The sequence below is a fragment of the Kitasatospora sp. NPDC056783 genome, from assembly GCF_042789895.1.
Lineage (GTDB): Bacteria > Actinomycetota > Actinomycetes > Streptomycetales > Streptomycetaceae > Kitasatospora.
Window position 1 is genome coordinate 1 of sequence record NZ_JBHUAF010000033.1, and the last position, 18,245, is coordinate 18,245.

Consider the following 18,245-nt stretch of genomic DNA (forward strand, 5'->3'; position numbering starts at 1 on the left):
ACCCGCCCACCCCCCACATCAACACCCCCAAAACCCCCCGCAGCGACATATGTTTATACGACACCGGGGCCGGCGTGCGCCCTCCGGCGCACGCGCTTCGCCACACACGAGGGCAGAGAGATGGCTGCGCTACCTGAGGGCACACCCTGTTGGGCCGACGCGATGTTCACCGACCTGGAGGGCGCGAAGGCCTTCTACGGTGACGTGCTGGGCTGGACCTTCGGCGAGAGCTCGTCGGAGTACGGCGACTACACCCAGGCGTACTCGGACGGCAAGGCGGTCGCCGCGATCGTGCCGCCGATGCCGGGCGGGGAAGGCACCCCGGCGCGGTCCGCCTGGTGCCTCTACCTGGCCTCGCCGGACGCCGGCGCCACCGCGGCACGGATCCGCGCCCATGGCGGCGAGGTGGTCATGGGGCCGATGCGGATCGGCGACTTCGGCACCATGGTGATCGCCAAGGACCCGGCGGGCGTGGTGTTCGGCGTCTGGCAGGCCGGGCGGCACGAGGGCTTCGAACGGCAGGGCGAGCCCGGTGCGTACAGCTGGGCCGAGCTGGTGACCCGGGAGCCCGCGAAGGCCGACGCCTTCTTCCCGGCGGTCTTCCCGTACGGCGCGAAGAAGATGGCGGGCGGGGACTTCGACTACCGGATGTACCAGGTCGGCGAGCGGGCCGTGCTCGGCCGGATGGCGGCGGAGGGCGACTTCCTGCCGCCCGAGGCGCCCTCGTACATCAGCGTCTACTTCGCGGTGGAGGACACCGACGCCGCGATCGGGCGGCTGACGGCGCGCGGCGGCACGGTGTACTTCGGGCCGATGGACAGCCCGTTCGGCCGGTTCGCGGCGGTCGGCGACCCGCAGGGCGCGGCCTTCGGACTGATCGACCTCGGGCGGACGGCCGGCGAGCCGCCGCGGACGGAGGACGTCTGATGGGGCGGACGGCGGCGGGGCGGCCGATGGAGGCGGCTCATGGGTGAGCGCGAGGAACTGGTCGAGACGCTGGACCGGCACCGCGGGCTGCTGCGGCGCACCGTCCGCGACCTCACCGACGAGCAGGCGGCCGAGCGCACCACGGTCAGCGAGCTGTGTCTCGGCGGCCTGATCAAGCACGTGGCGGCGGTCGAGGCGCGTTGGGCGCGGTTCATCACCGGCGGCGCGGAGGCGATGCGCGCCGGAGACGGTGACCAGGACGGTGACCAGGACGGCGACCGGGCCGGCGACCGGCGTGGGCCCGGCGACCCGGAGGCCTGGGCGGCCCAGTTCCGGATGGCGGCGGGCGAGACGCTGGCCGGTCTGCTCGCCGAGTACGAGCGGGTGGCGCGCGGGACGGACGAACTGGTCCGGACGCTGCCCGACCTCGACCGCGGCCACCCGCTGCCGTCGGCGCCCTGGTTCACGCCGGGGGCGGCCTGGTCGGCCCGGCGGGTGGTGCTGCACCTGATCGCGGAGACCGCGCAGCACGCCGGGCACGCGGACATCATCCGGGAGTCGCTGGACGGGGCGAAGTCGATGGGCTGATCCGGCGGGGGCCCGGCCCGTACGGGAAGGCGGGTCAGGGCAGCTCGACGCCGAGGAGTTCGCGCAGCGCCCGGCCGCCCTCCGGGGTGACCCGCAGGGCCCGGCCGGAGCCGATCCGCTCCACCCAGGCGCGGTCCAGGGCGGTCCGGCAGAGCGCCGCGCCCAGCGCCCCGCCCAGATGGCCTCGGCGCTCCGTCCAGTCCAGACAGCTGCGCACCAGCGGGCGTCCGCCCCGGCGGCCCGCGCGTGGCGGCAGCTCGATCGCCTGCGCCGCCAGCCACTCCCGGCCGCGCTCGGTGACGGCGAGCCCGCCGACCTCGGTGACCAGGCCACCCGCGATCAGCGCGTCCGAGACGGCCACGCCGAGGCGGCCGGCCAGATGGTCGTAGCAGGTGCGGGCGCGGGCCTCGGCGCTCAGCCGGGTGGCCTCGCCCAGGGTGCGGGGCGCGGCCGCGGGGCCGTTCACGCGGCCGGTTCCGGTTCCGGGGCCAGGGCCGGGGGCGGTCTCGGCGAAGGACGTGAGGTCCTCGATCAGGGTGGCCACCGCGGGGCCGGCCAGCCGGACGTACCGGTGCCGGCCCTGCCGTTCCTCGGCCAGCAGGCCACCCGCGATCAGCCTGGACAGGTGCTCACTGGCGGTGGACGGCGCGACGCGCGCGTGCCGGGCCAGCTCGCCGGCGGTCCAGGCGCGGCCGTCGAGCAGCGCGGAGCAGAAGGCGGCGCGGGTGGGGTCGGCGAGCAGGGCGGCGAAGGCGGCGAGCGTCATGCCTCCATGGTCGGGGCTCGGGCTCCCGGGGCGGGGATTCGGGCTCCCGGGGCCGGGACTCGGGCCGCCGTGCCCGGGACTCGCGCCCGGGGGAGGGGGCGGGTGCGGGGGTGCGGGCGCGTACGGGGAGGGGGGCATGCCTCCAGGGTCGCGCCGGGACGGTTCGGCGGGGGCCGAAACGTCCCGGAGCCACGATGGCGGCATGAGCGAAACCCCGGTGGTCTCCGGCCCCGTGACGATGACCTTCTCCCGCTACGACGACGTGACGGCGGCACTGGCCGACCCGGCGCTGGTGCCTCCGCCGGCCGACCCGTTCCCCGGCCCCCCTCCCCGTGTCGGCTCCGGCACGGTGGCCTGGCTGCGGTCCTCCGTCGCCCGGTTCAGTTCGGGCGAACCGCACGCCCGGCGCCGGGCGCTGGTGCTGGCCGACCTGGAACGACTGGATCCGGCCCGGCTGCGGGTGGCGGCGGCCGGAGGCTTCGAGCCCGACGTACGGCTGAGAGTGGTCCGGGTGCTCGCGGCGGAGCTCGGCCTGGCCGACCCGGAGGCCGTGGCGCGGGACGTCGCGGCGGTGTCCGAGGCGTACTTCGCCGCCACGCCGGACGGCTCCGACCCGGCGGCGGACGCCGCGGTGGCACGGTTGCTGCCCGCGATGGGCGACCCGGACGAGGAGACGGCCGCGAACCGGATCGGTCTGCTCGTCCAGGCCTGCGACGCCACCGCCGCCCTGGTCGAGGGGGCCCGCCGGAACGGGGACGGGCTGCGCGGCGTGCTGCGCGCGGACCCGCCGGTCCGGACGATGCGCCGGTTCGCCGCCCGGGCGACCGAGCTCGGTGGAGTGACGGTGCCGGCCGGGACGGTGGTCCTGCTCGACATCGTGGCCGCCCAGGCCGGGGCGCCCGCGGGCGTCGCGCTCACCTTCGGTGCCCCGCCGAGGGGTTGCCCCGGCCGCTCGCAGGCCCTGGCCGTCGCCGAGGGCGTCCTGTACGGCGCCTCCGATCCGGCGGACACCGGGAATCCGCCCGCGCCGGATCTCGGCAAGGCCGAACTCGTCGCGCTGGTACCGGAGATGGTGGACCACGTGCTCGCCCTGGCCGCCGCCTGGACGGCCTGGGGCGGCCGCCCGGTCGTCAACGTGGACGGACGAACCTACGCGCCGCACAAGGTGGTTCGCCGGATCGCCGACCACCTCCTCGACCACCTGGCGGAGGTGGAGGCCCGACTGGCCGGCGAGCCGACCGAGCCGGACCACTGGCACGCCTCCGCCACCACCACCCCGGCCGACCTCGCCCCGTTCACCACCGCCGACCTGGACGAGGCCCGCAGCCGGCTGACCAGGCTGGCCGGGATCTGGTCGCGGCGGGTCGCCGCGCTGCCGGACGACCGGCTGGACGACTCGCCGGGGACCGGCTGGAGCTTCCGGCAGATCGTCTGCCACGTCTCCGAGGCCGGGTACTACTACGCGAACTCGCTTGAGGGCATGGCGGGTTGCCCGGCCCAAGGCCGGACCGAGAGCCGGACCGAGAGCCGAACCGAAGACCGGCCGGAGAGCCGAACCGAAGACCGGCCGAACGAGCCCGAGGAGACGGACCGATGACCCCCTTCGCCGCCCTGCACCACCGGCCCGGCCGCCCGCTGCTGCTCCCCAACGCCTGGGACCACGCCTCGGCCGTCGCCCTGGCCTCCCAGGGCCACCCCGCGATCGGCACCACCAGCCTGGGCGTGGCGGCGGCCGCCGGTCTGCCCGACGGCGCCGCCGCCACCCGCGCGCAGACCGTACGACTGGCGCGGCGGCTCGGGCACGGCGGCTTCCTGCTCAGTGTGGACGCGGAGTCCGGCTTCAGCGACGACCCGGACGAAGTCGCCGAACTGGCCGTCGAGTTGGCACGGGTCGGCGCGGCCGGCATCAACCTGGAGGACGGCCGGGCGGACGGCAGCCTGACTTCGGCCGCCCGGCACGCCGCGAAGATCGCGGCGGTGAAGGCGGCCGCGCCGGAGCTGTTCGTGAACGCCCGCACCGACACCTACTGGTGCGGCCAGGAGGCCCCCGAAGCGGAGGCGCTCCGACGCCTGGACGCCTACCAACAGGCGGGCGCGGACGGCGTGTTCGTCCCCGGGCTGGCCGATCCGGCGGCCATCGCCAGACTGGTCGGCGCGCTCGCCGTCCCGCTCAACGTCCTCTGGTCGCCGTCCGGCCCGGGCCTCGCCGAACTGGCCGCGCTCGGGGTGTCCCGGGTCAGCCTGGGCTCGCTGCTGTACCGCGCGGCGCTCGCGGCGGCGGTGGCCACGGCGGCCGCCGTCGCGGCGGGCGAGCCGGTCGGTCCGGTGCCGGGGTACGCCGAGGTGGAGGCGCTCAGCGGGAGTTGAGCGTCCTGTGGGCCGAGGCTCGCGGGCCGAGCACCGCAGCGCGGAGCCTCGCGGGCCGAACCTCGCGGGCCGAGCGCCTCCGGGTGGACGGCCTCAGTCCTGGCGGCGGGCGTCCAGGTTCGCCTCGATGCCGTCCAGGATGACGTTGACGCCGAGGGTGAAGCTGCCGTCCCGGCCCTCGGCGACCTCGTCCGGCACCTCCGTGGTGTACAGCCGGTGCAGCCGCGGGAACTCCTTGGTGGCCTCGATGACGGCGGGCACCAGTTGGTCCATCCACTCCTGTTCGTCCTGGCCGCTGCGGGCCAGCGCGGTCACCCAGGAGGCCTCCACGCAGGCCGCCCCGATGGTGTAGCCCATCACCGCGCTCATCGCGACGTTCGCTTCGCCGAGTTTGAAGCCGGCCGTCTCCATGACGGCGAGCATGGATTCGGAGAGCCGCATCCAGTTGGGGCCGAGGTAGATCATCCCGACGTCGCCGATCACCGAGACCATCCACGGGTGGTGCATGATGGCCGCGCGCATGCTCTCGGCGCACTCCATGACCTTCTCGCGCCACACCTTCGGGTCCTCCGAGCCCTCGGCCTCGGGCCGCGGGAGGGTGCCGAAGACCTCGTCGACGACCAGGGCGAGCAGTTCGTCCTTGTTGGCGACGTGGGTGTACAGGGAGGTCGCGCCCGCGTTCAGCCGGGCGGCGAGCTTGCGCATGCTCAGCGCCTCGATGCCGTCGGAGGCCAGCAGTGCGAGGGCCTCGGCGACGATCTGGTCCCGGCTGAGGGCGGGCTGCTCCCGCCGTCGCTGCGGGCGGCTCCAGGGCAGGGGCATGCCCGGGGCCGAACCGTCCTCTGACTTGGCCGCCATCGGGCCCTCCTCGCCAATCGTCACCAATCGTCCGGATCCCGTCCGGTTCGGCTCAGCTTGCCGCAGCTCGCCGCAACGTGCTGGGAACAGTGTACGGCTGGGCGAACAGCGTGCGGAGATCGAACGCCGTTCGGCGTTGCGAACAGTGTGCGGCGTCCGTACAGTGTTCGGAGCGGCGCACACCGTACCCGTGGGGACGGAGGGCGGTGTGCCCGCGACGACTTCCGAAGATCCGAAGACCTGAAGGTCCAAAGGGGGAAACGCCGTGGAACGGCATCCGCAGCGCTGGCTCATCCTGGTCGTGCTCTGTCTCAGCAGCCTGGTGCTGGTGATCGACAACATGGTGCTCACGGTGTCCATCCCGCCGATCGCGGAGGACCTCAAGGCCGGCGCGCAGGACATCCAGTGGATCATCGACTCGTACATCCTGGTCTTCGCCGGCCTGCTGCTCACCTCGGGCAGCCTCTCCGACCGCTTCGGACGGCGGAAGGTGATGATCGTCGGCCTGGCCCTGTTCGGTGCCGCCTCACTGGTCGCGGCGTACGCCGGCAGCCCCGGTGAGCTGATCGCCGGACGCGTCCTGATGGGCGTCGGCGGCGCGCTGGTCATGCCGAGCACGCTCTCCATCCTGATCACCGTCTTCGACGACGAGGAGCGCCCGAAGGCGATCGCCGCCTGGACGGCGGTGGCCATGGTCGGCCTGGTCGGGGGCCCGGTGCTGGGCGGCGCGCTGATCGCGCACTTCTGGTGGGGCGCGGTCTTCCTGCTCAACGTGCCGATCGCGGCGGTGGCCATCGTCGCGGCCGTGCTGCTGATGCCGGAGTCCAAGGGGCCGTGGCGTCGGCCCGACCTGCCGGGCATGGTGCTGTCGATGGTCGGCATGACGGCGCTGGTCTGGTCGATCATCGTGCTGCCCCGGGACGGCTTCGCCAGCGCGAGCACCCTCGGCGGGCTCCTCCTCGCCGTCGCCGCGCTGGCCGGGTTCGCCGTCCGGCAGGTCCGCACCGACTCGCCGATGGTCCCGCTCAAGCTGTTCCGCAACCGGGTCTTCACCGGCGCCAGCTTCTCCCTCGTCCTGCTGACCTTCGCCACCGGCGGGCTGATGCTGGTCCTCACCCAGCACCTCCAGTTCGTCCTGGAGTTCTCGCCCACCGACACCGGCCTCGCCTTCCTGCCGCTGGCCGTCGCCTCGCTGGCGTTCAACGCGCTGGGCGCGGCGCTCGGCAAGAAGCTCCCGGCACGGCTGCTGACCTCGATCGGCATGCTGGTCATCGCGGGCGGCTTCGGGCTGCTGGCCACCCTCTCGGTCGGCGACGGCTTCACCAAGGTCGTCCTGGCCATGCTGGTGCTCGGCGCCGGCTCCGGCCTCGGCATGCCGGCCGCCGCCAACGCGCTGATGAGCGCCATCCCCAGCGAGCACGCGGGCGTCGGCTCCGCGCTCAACGACACCATCCAGCAGTCCGGCGCGGCGCTCGGCGTGGCCATCCTCGGCACCGTGCTCTCCAGCACCTACACCGGCGCGATGCCCGACACGGCCCCCGCCGCCGCCCGCAACGACATCACCGGCGCGCTCGCGACGGCCGGTTCCACCGGGGACGGCGGCCTGGTCGCGGCCGCCCGTGAGGCCTTCAACACCGCCACCTCCACCACCTTCACGGTGGGCGGCATCGCGGTCGTCGCGGCCGCGGCGCTCACCCTGGTCCTGATGCGCGACGCCCGGAAGACCGCGGGCCCGGCCGCCGGAGCCCCGACGGCGCCGCAGCCCGAGCCGGCCGCCTGACCGCGGCAGGCCGCCTGAACGCAGACGGCCCCGATGACCCCGACGGCCCCGACCCCGCCTCGCGCGCTCGGGGCCATCGGCGTGCGCACGCCCCCGCCCCGCGACGCGTAGCCTCGCGTCATGTCCTCCGAGTACCTGGAGCGCGCGTCCCGGCTGCCCGGTGCGGTCGTGTGGACCAAGGCGGCCCTCCGGCGCGGCGGCGCCACCGAGACCGGGCCCGTCCTGCCCGACGGCTGCATGGACCTGCTGTGGACGGAAGGCCGGCTGCTGGTCGCCGGACCGGACACCCGCGCCTTCCGCCCCGGACCCGGACTTCACGGCCCGTGGGCCGGCGTACGCTTCCGCCCCGGTGCCGCCCCCGCGCTGCTCGGCGTCCCCGCACACGAACTGCTGGACCGCCGCGTCGAGTTGGCCGACCTGAGGCCCGCCGCCGAGGTCCGGCGCCTCACCGAACGCCTCGACGCGGCCCCCGACCCGGCCGCCGCCCTGGAGTCCCTGGCCCTGCGCCTGGCCGCCGACGCACCGCCCGAGGACGCCCTGATCCGCGCCGTGGCCGCCTCCCTCCGGGCCGGCCGCTCCGTCGCCGTGACGGCCGCGACGGTCGGCCTCGGAGCGCGTCAACTCCACCGCCGCTCGCTCGACGCCTTCGGTTACGGCCCCAAGACCCTCGCCCGGATCCTGCGCATGCAACGCGCCCTGGCACTCGCCCGCACCGGCGTCCCGCTGGCCGACACGGCGGCCCGGACCGGTTACGCCGACCAGGCGCACCTGGCGCGCGACGTCCGGCAGCTGGCCGGCATGCCGGCGACCGCCCTGCTGCGCCCGTAGCCCTCCACTACAGCGGGGCGAGCAGATCCACCCCGTTGCCGTCCGGATCGCGCACCACGGCGTACCGCTGCCCCCAGAAGGCGTCCCACGGCTCCAACTCCCCGTGGTACCCGGCCCCGGTCAGCTCCCCGTACAGCACGTCCACCTCCGCGGGACTCCCGCAACGGAACGCCAGCGCACTGCGCGCACCACCGCTCGGCGCCCGCCACCCCGGGTGGAACGACCGGATGGTCTCCTCGGCGTCGAGCACCAGCAACGGCCCGCCCGGCAGCTCGCCCTCCACGTGCCCCTCTCCCTCGACCCCCTCGGGAAACCCCACCCCCAACCGCCGGTAGAACCCGACCGAAGCGGCCACATCCGCAACGACCAACCCGACGAACGCGAACCGCGGTGCACCTGTGCTCTCCATGCCCGCCACGCTAGACAGCACCCGGACGCCCGGTCTTGAACGAATCGGACCTCTCGCCCGCCCGCCGGCGCCGGACGAAACCGCTGCCGGCCGTGAGGAGAACCACACCCCGACATGGCTCCCCACGTCCGTTAGGGTCGGCTCAGACCCGCCCTGAACAGGGATGTGCGCCGGTCGCAGCGATGCGGCCGACGCGGGTCTGGCCTCCCTGGAGATTGCATGACCGATCTGGCATTCCGCTCCGCGGGTCAGCTCGCCGCCGCGGTCGCGGCGAAGGAGGTGTCGAGCACCGAGTTGCTCGACCACTACCTCGCCCGGGTGGAGCGGCTCGATCCGAAGGTGAACGCCATCGTCGCCCGGGACGAGGAGGGTGCGAGAGCCGCGGCGCTGGCGGCCGACCGCGCTGTCTCCCGCGGCGAGCCGCTCGGCCGCCTGCACGGCGTCCCCGTGACGATCAAGGACAGTCTCGAAGCCGCGGGCATGCGGACCACCGGAGGGTCGGCCCGCTGGGGACATCACGTCTCGACGAGCGACGCCGAGTCGGTCGCACGGCTCAAGAACGCGGGAGCGGTCGTCTTCGGCAAGACCAACATGCCGCCCGACGCCCGGGACTGGCAGACCCACAACGAGGTCTACGGGACCACCAGCAATCCGTGGGATCCGGCCCGCGGACCCGGCGGTTCGTCCGGCGGGTCCGCCGCGGCACTCGCCGCAGGGCTGACCGGCCTGGAACTCGGCGGCGACACGGCGGGCTCGATACGGGTGCCCGCACACTTCTGCGGTGTCTACGGGCTGCGCCCGTCCTTCGGGATCGTGCCGAGGTACGGGAGCGTCTCGGGACACGCCCCCGGGACGCTGGCGGATTTCGACATGGCGGTCCTCGGCCCGCTCGGCCGGCACGCCGACGACCTCGACCTGGGCCTCGACGTCCTCGCGGGAGCGGACCACGACCGCGCCCCGGGATGGCGGCTGGAGCTGCCCCCCGCCAGACCGGGCCCCCTGCGGGACTTCCGGGTCGCGGCCTGGCTCGACGACCCGTTCTGCCCCGTCGACAGCGAGCTGAGCGCGATCATGCGGGCCGCGCTGGAGGCGGTGCGGGCCGAGGGCGCGGTCGTGGTCGAGGGCGGGGGACCGGTCGGGCTCGAAGAGACGATGGCCCTCTACCGGCCGCTGCTGATGGCACAGAGCGGGCTGGTCGAGTCGGCCGAGTCGTACGCCGGCCTCGTGGCGGCCGCCGCGGCGGAAGGGGCCGCCGGCGGGTTCGCGTCGGACCTGACGCTCCGCTTCCGTGACTGGCACGACCTCGACGAACGCCGGCAGCACTCCCGCCGCCGCTGGGCCGAGTTCTTCCGCGACGTCGACGTGCTCATCTGCCCGGTGAGCCCCACGGCCGCCTTCCCCCACGACCACCGGCCCGACCCCGACTGGTCGGTCCGGACCCTGCGGGTCGACGGCGCCGACCGGCCGTACCACGAGATGCTCGCGTGGGTGGCGCCGTCGTCGCTCAACCACCTGCCCGCGGCGGTGGCACCTGTCGGGGCGACCCGCGACGGGCTTCCCGTCGGCGTCCAGGTGATCGCGCCCTACCTGCACGACCGCACCGCGGTCCGGTTCGTGCGGTGCCTCGCGGAGGTGATCGGCGGGTTCCGCCGTCCGCCGGGATTCTGAGGGCCGCCACCGGGCTGCCGCCCTGCGGCGTAGCGGCGGGAGACCCGGCGCTCTCGGAGCCGATCGTGACCGAGGCGGCTGCGGTGCCGGGCACCCGCCGCGACACGGCGAAGGCGGAGAGACCTCGGTCGGAGTGGTCCGGCACGCGGTGGTGCCGGACCGCTCAGCCGAGCAGGAGTTCTGCCGCCGGGGTGTGGTTCCCGGTCGCCGAGGCTCCGGCCATCGCCGAGGCGGCCGTCGCCGAGGTGGTGCCGGGCGGTACCACCAGCAGCAGGAAGTGGTCCTGGAAGCCCCGGGTGACGCTGATCGTCGCGTCGCTGCCGGTGAACCAGTTGATCCTGATCGTCAGGCCGTTCGCCGCCACGGACCGGGGCACGCCATCCCAGGCCGAGGTGTCGAGGCCGACTCGGACGATGCGCCCGAAGTGGGCGCCGAGCGCGGTGATCAGGTCCGGAAGCTCGGCGAGGACGTGGTTCGAGCGGGGCCACCAGGCGCCGTCGAAGACACCCTCCCGCGACATGGTCGGTTCCAGTTCCAGACGAGGCAGCAGCGGGGCGTCGGGCACCGCCCACGGCCCGGAAGAGGAGGCGGGGAAGGGGATCGGCATCATGCGAAGCCGCCCGTCCGGTCCACGAAGGACCAATCATGACCCAGGGCGACGCCGACGCTGATGCCGGTGTGCGGAATGTCCTCGGTTGTCTGCCTCCCACGCTACTCCGCGGCGGTCTCCTCCGGGCTGTGCGCCATCGGAGTAGCCTCGGGGACATCCAGGGCATCCCGCATTCCGGTCCCCGTTCCGGCTTCGTTCTGGGTGAAGGTCAGCCCGGCGGTCCCCAGCGGGCAGCCGGAGACGGGAACGGTGAACACCGTGACCACTCACTCCCCACAGCCGGTACGGCCCGGTTACGGCCTCACGGTCGCCGACGCCATGGACCCCTGCGACTACCAGATAGCCGACGACAGCACCGTCGACCAGGCCAACGACGTACTCCGTGGCGCCGACATCGAGTACCTGCTCGTTCGCGACCACGACGGCCGGTGCGAGGGGCTGGTCACCCGCACCGGACTCCACCCGTTCCTGGCCAGTTCCTGGTACACCGAGCGGACCGCGATCAGTGCCACCTCGCACCAGCGCGGCCCGTTCGCCTGGCCGACCATGGGCCTGGCCTTGGCCGCGTTCGCGATGCGGATCAAGCACCTGGCGGTCTGGCCGGTCGTAGACGAGGACGGCTACATCCTCGGCGTCCTCACCGCGGCCCGCGCCACCGGCCTGCTCGCCGTCACACCGATCCCGTGAAGCCCCCGATGTTCCCTCGGTGGGAACCGGTCGGACCGACTGGGACCAGGACTGAGACCACGAACATGACGAAGGCCCGGACCGCTCAGCGGCCCGGGCCTTCGTTTGCCCTGGCGGGCGAAGGCGGAGGATACGAGATTCGAACTCGTGAGGGGTTGCCCCCAACACGCTTTCCAATTCTCCCGAACCCCGTCCGCCGGGGTTCACACCCGTCCTGACCTGCGGCGTCGTCAACCACTGAGGGGCAACTGAATCTGGCTGGACGGGGGTGAACGAGACCAGAACTGAGACCAGGTGGTGCTCACCTACCGAGAACGCGCGTCGCCAGGCGGCCGTGGAGTCGGTGCTGTCGATCGGGTCACTCGTGGACAGGGGGTGGTGCGGAGGGCTTCGAAGCAGCGTCGGGTGCCCGGCGCCTCCATGCAGAGGTGGCCCCACCCCTTGGCGGCTTCGTTGGTGGCGAACCGCAGCCGCCACTCGTCACCGACCGGTGGTGGCGGGACGTCGTCTCCATGCCTGGGGCTCATAGGGCGAGTACCTCGCCGTGGTCATCACCAGGAAGTGGCTCGGTGAGCTGGGCGCTCAGTGTGGGGTCCGCCAGGATCCTGGCAGTGGCCCGTCACTCGACGATCACGCGGTGCAGGTTGGTGTGGACGTCCAGTTCCACTCACGTCGCGGGTGGCGTCCACGAGGTCGACGACGAACTCGCGCACCTCCTCGGCCGACAGGTGTCGAGCCCACGGGAAGACCTCGGGGAGGCGAGGAGGACCGGGCGCACCCTCGTCACTGGTGATCAAAGCCGCGAACAGGCGCGCGGTGGCATCCGCGGCCTCCTCGCGCTGACGGTCGTGACGCTCGGTGGTCAGGTACGGGTCCTCGCCGTCACGACGGGTGACGTGGACGCGCTGTGCCCGCTCGACGGTGTCCGCGACACGCTTCGAGTTCTTCGAGAGGTCGGAGAACGACACAGTGAGAGGGGGACTCGACGCTACTTCGGAATGTGTTCCGAAGTCGATCGAAGGGCTGCGCCCCCGGGCCCGGAGCCCGGAGTGGCCGATCGGGCTGGCTGGACGTCCTGCGTGGGGCCGCATTGAACGGGAGCGGACGCGGCCGGGTCGATGCCTCCGCTCTGTAGGGGGAATCACGGAGAGTGTCGACACTCCTCGCGGCTTTCGGGGATGCTGACTTCCGGATGGCTCTCGAAGGCTTCTCATGGTGTGCCCTCCCTGAAAGTGTGAAGTTCACGGTTTGCTCCTTGCGTCGGTCGACTGCGGAGGTGCATTCACGGCTTGTCAGTAAAGCTGCAGCTCATGACCACTCTCTTGAGTGGCGGTCTGTGCTTTCTCTGAAGGTTGCGGCAGTAGAGACCTGTGCGCACTTCAGTGCGCAGTTGGTGGTCTGATGGCCAGTCATCTAGCTTTGCTTCAACAGGGCAGCCGACCGATGGCGGGGAGAATGACTGCGTTGAGTGACAAGAGTAGTGACAGGAGACTCGTCTCCCGGGCCAAGATCGCAGAGCTGGCCGGCGTCGGGGCCCCTGCGGTCACGAACTGGCAGAACCGCCATCCGGACTTTCCGCAGGAGCAGCGGGTCGGCCACAAGCGGTTGTTTCGGCTCGCTGACATCGTGCGATGGCTCGACGCCCGGTCTGTGCCCAAGTCGGCACGGAGGGAGGGGGAGCACGTAGGGATCACCTATGGCGACAGGGTCCGAGCCTTGTCCGGGCAGTACGAGGGAGTGCCCGCGGCCGACCGGGCCGCTGGGTTCGCCGTCTCTTCACCGAGTGCCGAGCAGTCGCGGTCGCGGTCCCGGCAAGTCCTGGCAGAGTTGCTGAAACCCCAGATGGTGGAAACGTGGGGCGCGCCGTCGCTGACGGCCTATCTTCCCTTGCCGATGTGCCTGATCTTTCTGAGGTGGGGAGCACACAAGGACTGGGTGGCCCTGGAGGATCGGGTCGGCGCACACCCGGCGGTGACACCCAAAGGCTTCCTCAGCGAGGTGGGGGAGCGAACCGATCGGTTGCTGAAGACCTGTGGGGCGGCGCCGGCCATGCGGTTTGCGCTGCAGGGTCTTGAGCCCCTACTCGCTGCTGACGTACCGCAGTTGATGACCTCGGTGGCTGGACTCGACCGGGATGCCTTCCGAGATCTGCTCGACGCGTACGCCGAGGTCGTGCGCATGGACAGTCGTAGCGCCTTCACACCCAGAACGGTGGTGGCCCTGCTGAGGGAGCTGGTTGCCCCGGCGGGTGTGTCGGGCCGGCTCCACGATCCCTATCCGCGTGGCGGTGAGCTGCTGTCGGCCATGGTGGCGGCCAGTGGTGACGGTTCGGTGTTGAGGGTAACGGCCGGAAAGCCGGACGAGGCGACGCTGCGCCTGACCGCGATGAACTTGATGCTCCACGGTGTGACGCCACGGGTGGGCACCCATGACATCGCACCATGGCCCGAGCCGGCGGAGCGACGGCAGGAACGGGTGGACCTGGTTCTGGCGAATCCGCCGTTCAACGCCGAATCGGGCCGGGTCGTGGCCGGAGGTTGGCGATATGGGTCCCCGCCTCCATCCAACGCCAACTTCGCCTGGATCCAGCACATCCTCTCCACTCTCGGACCCGGCGGACGAGCTGCGGTGATCATGGCGGACAACGCTGCCGTATCCGACCAGCCGAGGGAGCGCGCGATCCGGCAAGCCCTGGTCGAGGACGGGGTCGTCGACGGCATCCTCGCCCTTCCCTCACACCTCTTCACCGGTACCGCGGTGTCGGCCTGCATCTGGTTCCTGTCAGCGCCGTCGCAACGTACCGAGGTGCACTTCATCAATGCCCGCGAGTTGGGTGAGCTGGTCACGCGGACCCGCCGAGAGCTGAGCCCCGACGACGTACGGCTCCTGGGACAGATCCACCGATCGCTGCGTGACGGGAACCCCGTGCCCGACGAAGCGCGCGCGCTCGGGCGATCCGTCGCCGTGGAGGAGATCGAGCAGCGTGGCTACTCGCTCAGCCCCGTCGACTACGTCAGCCTCGGCGCGTACGAGGCGGCGACACCCGAGCAGGTGAAATCCGCCCGTCGGAAGCTCGACGATTCCCTGGACCTGGCGGGATCCCTGGACGCGGAGGCGTGGCGGCTCTGGGAGCGGGCAGCGCCCGGCCGCAGCCCGGAACCCGATGCGGGCGGCCGACGGAACGTGCTCCTGCAGGATCTGTGCAAGGTGCAGCCAGGCCCGTCGCCCTCCTTGCTGAACCCCGGGATGTACTCCGAGGACGGCACTGTTCGAGTGGTGTTGCCCAAGCACCTGCGAAACCGGCGGATCCATGGCAGCGAGGACACCAGAATCTCGGCACGCGACGCGCAGCAGCTCCAACGGTTCCTGTTGCGCGAGAGCGACATCCTCTGCACGCGTACCGGGACGGTCGGACCCGTGGCACTGGTGGGAGCGGAGGGGGCCGGCAGCCTTTACAGCGGGAACCTCCTCCGGCTGCACGACTTCGAACCCGATGTGGACCCGCGTTTCGTCCTGGCATACCTCTCGCTTCCGGGAGCCCAGGCATGGATCAAGGACCGGGCGGCGATGTCGACCGTCCACTCGATCAAGACCAGCGCGATGAGGCAGCTCCCGGTATCGCTGCCGCCGTACGAGGAGCAGCAGCGTGTTGGAGAGCTTCTGCGTGCGCTCGACGATCAGATCGCAGCCCACCAGCAGGCAGCTGCCGCAGCCGATGCCGCCAGGGGCGAGCTTTCAACGCTCTTGGTGGACACCGCGGCACTGCCGACCACTCACCAGTCCGATGCGGGCCTCATCCCTGCTATCGACCACACCACAGCAGAGGAAGCCGAAAATGAGTAGCCTGCCCGTCGTCACGCGAGTCCCGTGGCTGCTTGTCTCCGCGCTCACTTCCGTGGTCATCGCTTTGCTGGCCTTCATGCTGAAGCGGGGCGCCGGCGCGGACCGGCACAGCGCCGTCATCACGGCCGGCGCGGCCTTCGCCAGCTGCATGCTGCTCTGCCTCGCGGTCCTCTCGGCCGCCGTGAGCGGCTGAGCCGGACACCGGAAACGACGAAGGCCCGGGCCGCTGAGCGGTCCGGGCCTTCTGCCGGCGGAGGATACGAGATTCGAACTCGTGAGGGGTTGCCCCCAACACGCTTTCCAAGCGTGCGCCCTAGGCCTCTAGGCGAATCCTCCGTGGGAGAGCTTAGTACATGTTTCGGGGTGGTCGCGACCACCTGTCTCGCAGGCGGGAGGGTGGGGGTGGCCTGTGGATCGTCGGGGCGGGAATCCGGTAGTGTGGGGGTCAGCCCCTCGTGTGGCGTCATCTCTCTGAACCCCCCCAGGGCCGGAAGGCAGCAAGGGTAGGAGGGCTCTGGCGGGTGCACGGGGGGTCTTCGCGTTCCCGGGAGGCGCCGGGGAGTGAGGGGCGACGCGTTTGTCGGTCCGTCCCGATATCGTCGGTGGTGTGTCCCTAGCCCTGTACCGCCGCTACCGCCCCGAGACCTTCGCGGAGGTCATCGGGCAGGAGCACGTGACCGCTCCGCTCCAGCAGGCCCTGCGCAACAACAGGGTCAACCACGCCTACCTGTTCAGCGGGCCGCGTGGCTGTGGCAAGACGACGAGCGCGCGCATCCTGGCCCGTTGCCTCAACTGTGAGCAGGGGCCGACGCCGACGCCCTGCGGAGAGTGCCAGTCCTGCCGGGACCTGGCGACCGGTGGGCCCGGGTCGATCGACGTGATCGAGATCGACGCCGCCTCGCACGGTGGTGTGGACGACGCGCGCGAGCTGCGCGAGCGGGCGTTCTTCGCGCCGGTGCACAGCCGGTACAAGATCTTCATCCTGGACGAGGCGCACATGGTGACCTCGGCCGGCTTCAACGCGCTGCTCAAGGTGGTCGAGGAGCCGCCGGAGCACCTGAAGTTCATCTTCGCGACCACCGAGCCGGAGAAGGTGATCGGGACGATCCGGTCCCGGACGCACCACTACCCGTTCCGGCTGGTCCCGCCCGGCACGCTGCGCGACTACCTGACGGAGGTGTGCGGCCGGGAGGGCATCCAGGTCGAGGACTCCGTGTTCCCGCTGGTGGTCCGGGCGGGTGCCGGGTCGGTGCGTGACTCGATGTCGGTCATGGACCAGTTGCTGGCCGGGGCCGGCGAGGGCGGCGTCACGTACCAGATGGCCACGGCGCTGCTCGGGTACACCGACTCCGCGTTGCTGGACGAGGTGGTGGACGCCTTCGCCGCGCACGACGGGGCGACGGTGTTCCAGGTGATCGACCGGGTGGTCGAGGGCGGGCACGACCCGCGCCGCTTCGTCACCGACCTGCTGGAGCGGCTGCGTGACCTGGTGATCCTGGCCACGGTGCCGGACGCGGGGGAGAAGGGGCTGATCGACGCCCCGGCCGACCGGGTCGCGGTGATGCAGGCGCAGGCGGACGCGTTCGGCGCGGCCGAGCTGAGCCGGGCCGCCGACATCGTCAACACCGGGCTGACGGAGATGCGCGGCAATTCGGCGCCCCGGCTCCAGCTGGAGCTGATCTGCGCCCGGGTGATGCTGCCGGGCGCGTACAGCGACGAGCTGTCGTTGCAGGCGCGGCTGGACAAGCTGGAGCGGCGGGCGACGGCGGGCGGGTTCGCCGCGCCGCTGGCGGCCCCGATGGCGGCCCCGGCCCCGGCCCCGGCTCCGGCCCCGATGGCGGAGGCGCCGGTGGCATCCACACCCGCCCCCGCACCCGTCGCACCGCCGGTGCAGGCCATGCCCGCGCAGCCCGTGCAGGCCCCGCCGCCCGCTGCCGCTGCCGCGCCCGCCGGGCCGGCGCCGGGTGCCTGGCCGATCCCGCGCAGCTTCCCGCCCGCCGGTGGCGCCCCCGCGACGTCCGCGCCCGCGCCCGCCGCGCCGCCGCAGGCCGCTCCGGCCCCCGCCCAGGCTCCGGCTGCCCCCGTGTCCGCTCCCGCCCCGGCGGCGGCCCCCGGCGGGCAGCCGTCGGCGGCCGCGCAGCAGGGTGCCGCGCAGGTCCGGCAGCTGTGGCCGCAGATCCTGGAGGCGGTGAAGAACCGCCGTCGCTTCACCTGGATCCTGCTCAGCCAGAACGGCCAGGTGGCCGGGTTCGACGGCAGCGTGCTCCAGGTGTCCTTCATCAACGCCGGCGCCCGGGACAGCTTCGTCGGCAGCAACAGCGACGAGGTGCTGCGCTCGGCGCTGGGCGACGCGCTGGGCGTGGACTGGCGGGTCGAGTGCATCATCGACCCGTCCGGCGGTGTCGGAGGCCCGTCCGGCGGTGTGCCGTCCGGCGGTGCCCAGGGTGGCGGCGGCTGGGGAGCCCCGGCGCGTCCGGCGGCCGCCGCGCCGTCGATGCCCGCGCCCGCTCCGGCGCCCGTGCAGGCCACGCCGGTGCAGGTCGCGCCGGCGCCCGTCCAGGCTCCGCCCGCGCGGTCCGCGCCGGTGCAGGCCCCGCCGCCGGTGGCGGCCGCGCCGGTCCCGCCGGTGCGGTCGGTGGCTCCGGAGGACGACGTCCCGGAGGCGGACGACCCGGACCTCAAGGAGGACGTGTTCTCCGGCCAGGAGCTGATCATCCGCGAGCTGGGGGCGACGGTGCTGGAGGAGATCCACCACCAGGGCGCCTGATCGGAGCGGCGGCCCCCGAGCCGTCCCCGAGCCGTCCCTGATCCGGGCCCTGATCCGGGCCCTGATCCGGGGCTCCGTCCGGCAGGCAGCACGTAGGCTCGGCGGTGACGGACGAAGCATCGCAAGACAGCCGTGACAGCAAGGAGA

General features: G+C 72.7%; 16 protein-coding genes, 1 tRNA gene and 1 other RNA gene. 12 read left to right on the forward strand and 6 right to left on the reverse strand.

Annotated features, from left to right (window positions below; translation table 11 throughout):
- Nucleotides 1–120: 120 nt before the first annotated feature.
- Nucleotides 121–927: a VOC family protein gene (locus ACFRMQ_RS07950; protein WP_380728112.1), complete on the forward strand. Its 807-nt coding sequence runs from the start codon at nucleotides 121–123 to the stop codon at nucleotides 925–927.
- Between the two features lie 39 nt (nucleotides 928–966).
- The gene (locus ACFRMQ_RS07955) at nucleotides 967–1,515 is read left to right on the forward strand and encodes a DinB family protein (RefSeq protein ID WP_380728114.1); all 549 of its coding nucleotides are present in this window, start codon (nucleotides 967–969) and stop codon (nucleotides 1,513–1,515) included.
- 34 nt (nucleotides 1,516–1,549) lie between these two features.
- Here the strand turns inward: ACFRMQ_RS07955 and ACFRMQ_RS07960 are convergent, their stop codons facing one another.
- Nucleotides 1,550–2,281 carry an ArsR/SmtB family transcription factor gene (locus tag ACFRMQ_RS07960; RefSeq protein ID WP_380728116.1) on the reverse strand — a complete coding sequence of 244 codons (732 nt, stop codon included), beginning with the start codon at nucleotides 2,279–2,281 and terminating at the stop codon, nucleotides 1,550–1,552.
- A gap of 202 nt (nucleotides 2,282–2,483) precedes the next feature.
- Between ACFRMQ_RS07960 and ACFRMQ_RS07965 the strand changes: the two genes are divergently transcribed.
- Nucleotides 2,484–3,878 (forward strand): hypothetical protein, encoded by a 1,395-nt coding sequence (locus ACFRMQ_RS07965; protein WP_380728118.1) that lies wholly within the window; start codon nucleotides 2,484–2,486, stop codon nucleotides 3,876–3,878.
- A complete protein-coding gene (locus ACFRMQ_RS07970; protein ID WP_380728120.1) occupies nucleotides 3,875–4,648 on the forward strand; it encodes an isocitrate lyase/phosphoenolpyruvate mutase family protein in 774 nt (257 codons plus the stop codon). The genes ACFRMQ_RS07965 and ACFRMQ_RS07970 overlap by 4 nt, the downstream gene beginning before the upstream one ends.
- A 93-nt stretch (nucleotides 4,649–4,741) precedes the next feature.
- Here the strand turns inward: ACFRMQ_RS07970 and ACFRMQ_RS07975 are convergent, their stop codons facing one another.
- Entirely contained in the window at nucleotides 4,742–5,506 is a 765-nt protein-coding gene (locus tag ACFRMQ_RS07975; protein ID WP_380728122.1) for a TetR/AcrR family transcriptional regulator, read from the reverse strand.
- A 265-nt stretch (nucleotides 5,507–5,771) separates the two neighbouring features.
- Between ACFRMQ_RS07975 and ACFRMQ_RS07980 the strand changes: the two genes are divergently transcribed.
- Nucleotides 5,772–7,286 (forward strand): MFS transporter, encoded by a 1,515-nt coding sequence (locus ACFRMQ_RS07980; protein ID WP_380728124.1) that lies wholly within the window; start codon nucleotides 5,772–5,774, stop codon nucleotides 7,284–7,286.
- A 120-nt stretch (nucleotides 7,287–7,406) separates the two neighbouring features.
- Nucleotides 7,407–8,114: a helix-turn-helix domain-containing protein gene (locus ACFRMQ_RS07985; RefSeq protein WP_380728126.1), complete on the forward strand. Its 708-nt coding sequence runs from the start codon at nucleotides 7,407–7,409 to the stop codon at nucleotides 8,112–8,114.
- 7 nt (nucleotides 8,115–8,121) lie between these two features.
- Here the strand turns inward: ACFRMQ_RS07985 and ACFRMQ_RS07990 are convergent, their stop codons facing one another.
- Complete coding sequence (locus ACFRMQ_RS07990; RefSeq protein WP_380728128.1) at nucleotides 8,122–8,523, reverse strand: VOC family protein; 402 nt, start codon at nucleotides 8,521–8,523, stop codon at nucleotides 8,122–8,124.
- 219 nt (nucleotides 8,524–8,742) lie between these two features.
- Between ACFRMQ_RS07990 and ACFRMQ_RS07995 the strand changes: the two genes are divergently transcribed.
- Nucleotides 8,743–10,191 carry an amidase gene (locus ACFRMQ_RS07995; protein WP_380728130.1) on the forward strand — a complete coding sequence of 483 codons (1,449 nt, stop codon included), beginning with the start codon at nucleotides 8,743–8,745 and terminating at the stop codon, nucleotides 10,189–10,191.
- Nucleotides 10,192–10,354: 163 nt separating this feature from the next.
- On the opposite strand, the gene ACFRMQ_RS08000 is transcribed toward ACFRMQ_RS07995, so the two are convergent.
- Entirely contained in the window at nucleotides 10,355–10,801 is a 447-nt protein-coding gene (locus tag ACFRMQ_RS08000; RefSeq protein WP_380728132.1) for a DUF5994 family protein, read from the reverse strand.
- Nucleotides 10,802–11,059: 258 nt separating this feature from the next.
- Here ACFRMQ_RS08000 and ACFRMQ_RS08005 point away from each other — a divergent pair, with 258 nt between their 5' ends.
- Nucleotides 11,060–11,488: a CBS domain-containing protein gene (locus ACFRMQ_RS08005; protein ID WP_380728134.1), complete on the forward strand. Its 429-nt coding sequence runs from the start codon at nucleotides 11,060–11,062 to the stop codon at nucleotides 11,486–11,488.
- A gap of 551 nt (nucleotides 11,489–12,039) precedes the next feature.
- Here the strand turns inward: ACFRMQ_RS08005 and ACFRMQ_RS08010 are convergent.
- Nucleotides 12,040–12,456 (reverse strand): hypothetical protein, encoded by a 417-nt coding sequence (locus ACFRMQ_RS08010; RefSeq protein ID WP_380728139.1) that lies wholly within the window; start codon nucleotides 12,454–12,456, stop codon nucleotides 12,040–12,042.
- A 496-nt stretch (nucleotides 12,457–12,952) separates the two neighbouring features.
- Between ACFRMQ_RS08010 and ACFRMQ_RS08015 the strand changes: the two genes are divergently transcribed.
- Entirely contained in the window at nucleotides 12,953–15,331 is a 2,379-nt protein-coding gene (locus ACFRMQ_RS08015) for an N-6 DNA methylase (RefSeq protein WP_380728141.1), read from the forward strand.
- The gene (locus tag ACFRMQ_RS08020) at nucleotides 15,324–15,524 is read left to right on the forward strand and encodes a hypothetical protein (protein WP_380728143.1); all 201 of its coding nucleotides are present in this window, start codon (nucleotides 15,324–15,326) and stop codon (nucleotides 15,522–15,524) included. Before ACFRMQ_RS08015 ends, ACFRMQ_RS08020 begins: the two co-directional genes overlap by 8 nt.
- A gap of 58 nt (nucleotides 15,525–15,582) precedes the next feature.
- Here the strand turns inward: ACFRMQ_RS08020 and ACFRMQ_RS08025 are convergent.
- A tRNA-Ser gene (locus tag ACFRMQ_RS08025) sits at nucleotides 15,583–15,667 on the reverse strand.
- Between the two features lie 108 nt (nucleotides 15,668–15,775).
- Here ACFRMQ_RS08025 and ffs point away from each other — a divergent pair.
- Both ffs and ACFRMQ_RS08035 read left to right on the forward strand, forming a co-directional pair.
- An RNA gene (gene ffs / locus ACFRMQ_RS08030) (signal recognition particle sRNA small type) lies at nucleotides 15,776–15,872 on the forward strand.
- 66 nt (nucleotides 15,873–15,938) lie between these two features.
- Entirely contained in the window at nucleotides 15,939–18,098 is a 2,160-nt protein-coding gene (locus ACFRMQ_RS08035; RefSeq protein ID WP_380728145.1) for a DNA polymerase III subunit gamma and tau, read from the forward strand.
- The last annotated feature ends 147 nt before the right edge of the window (nucleotides 18,099–18,245 follow it).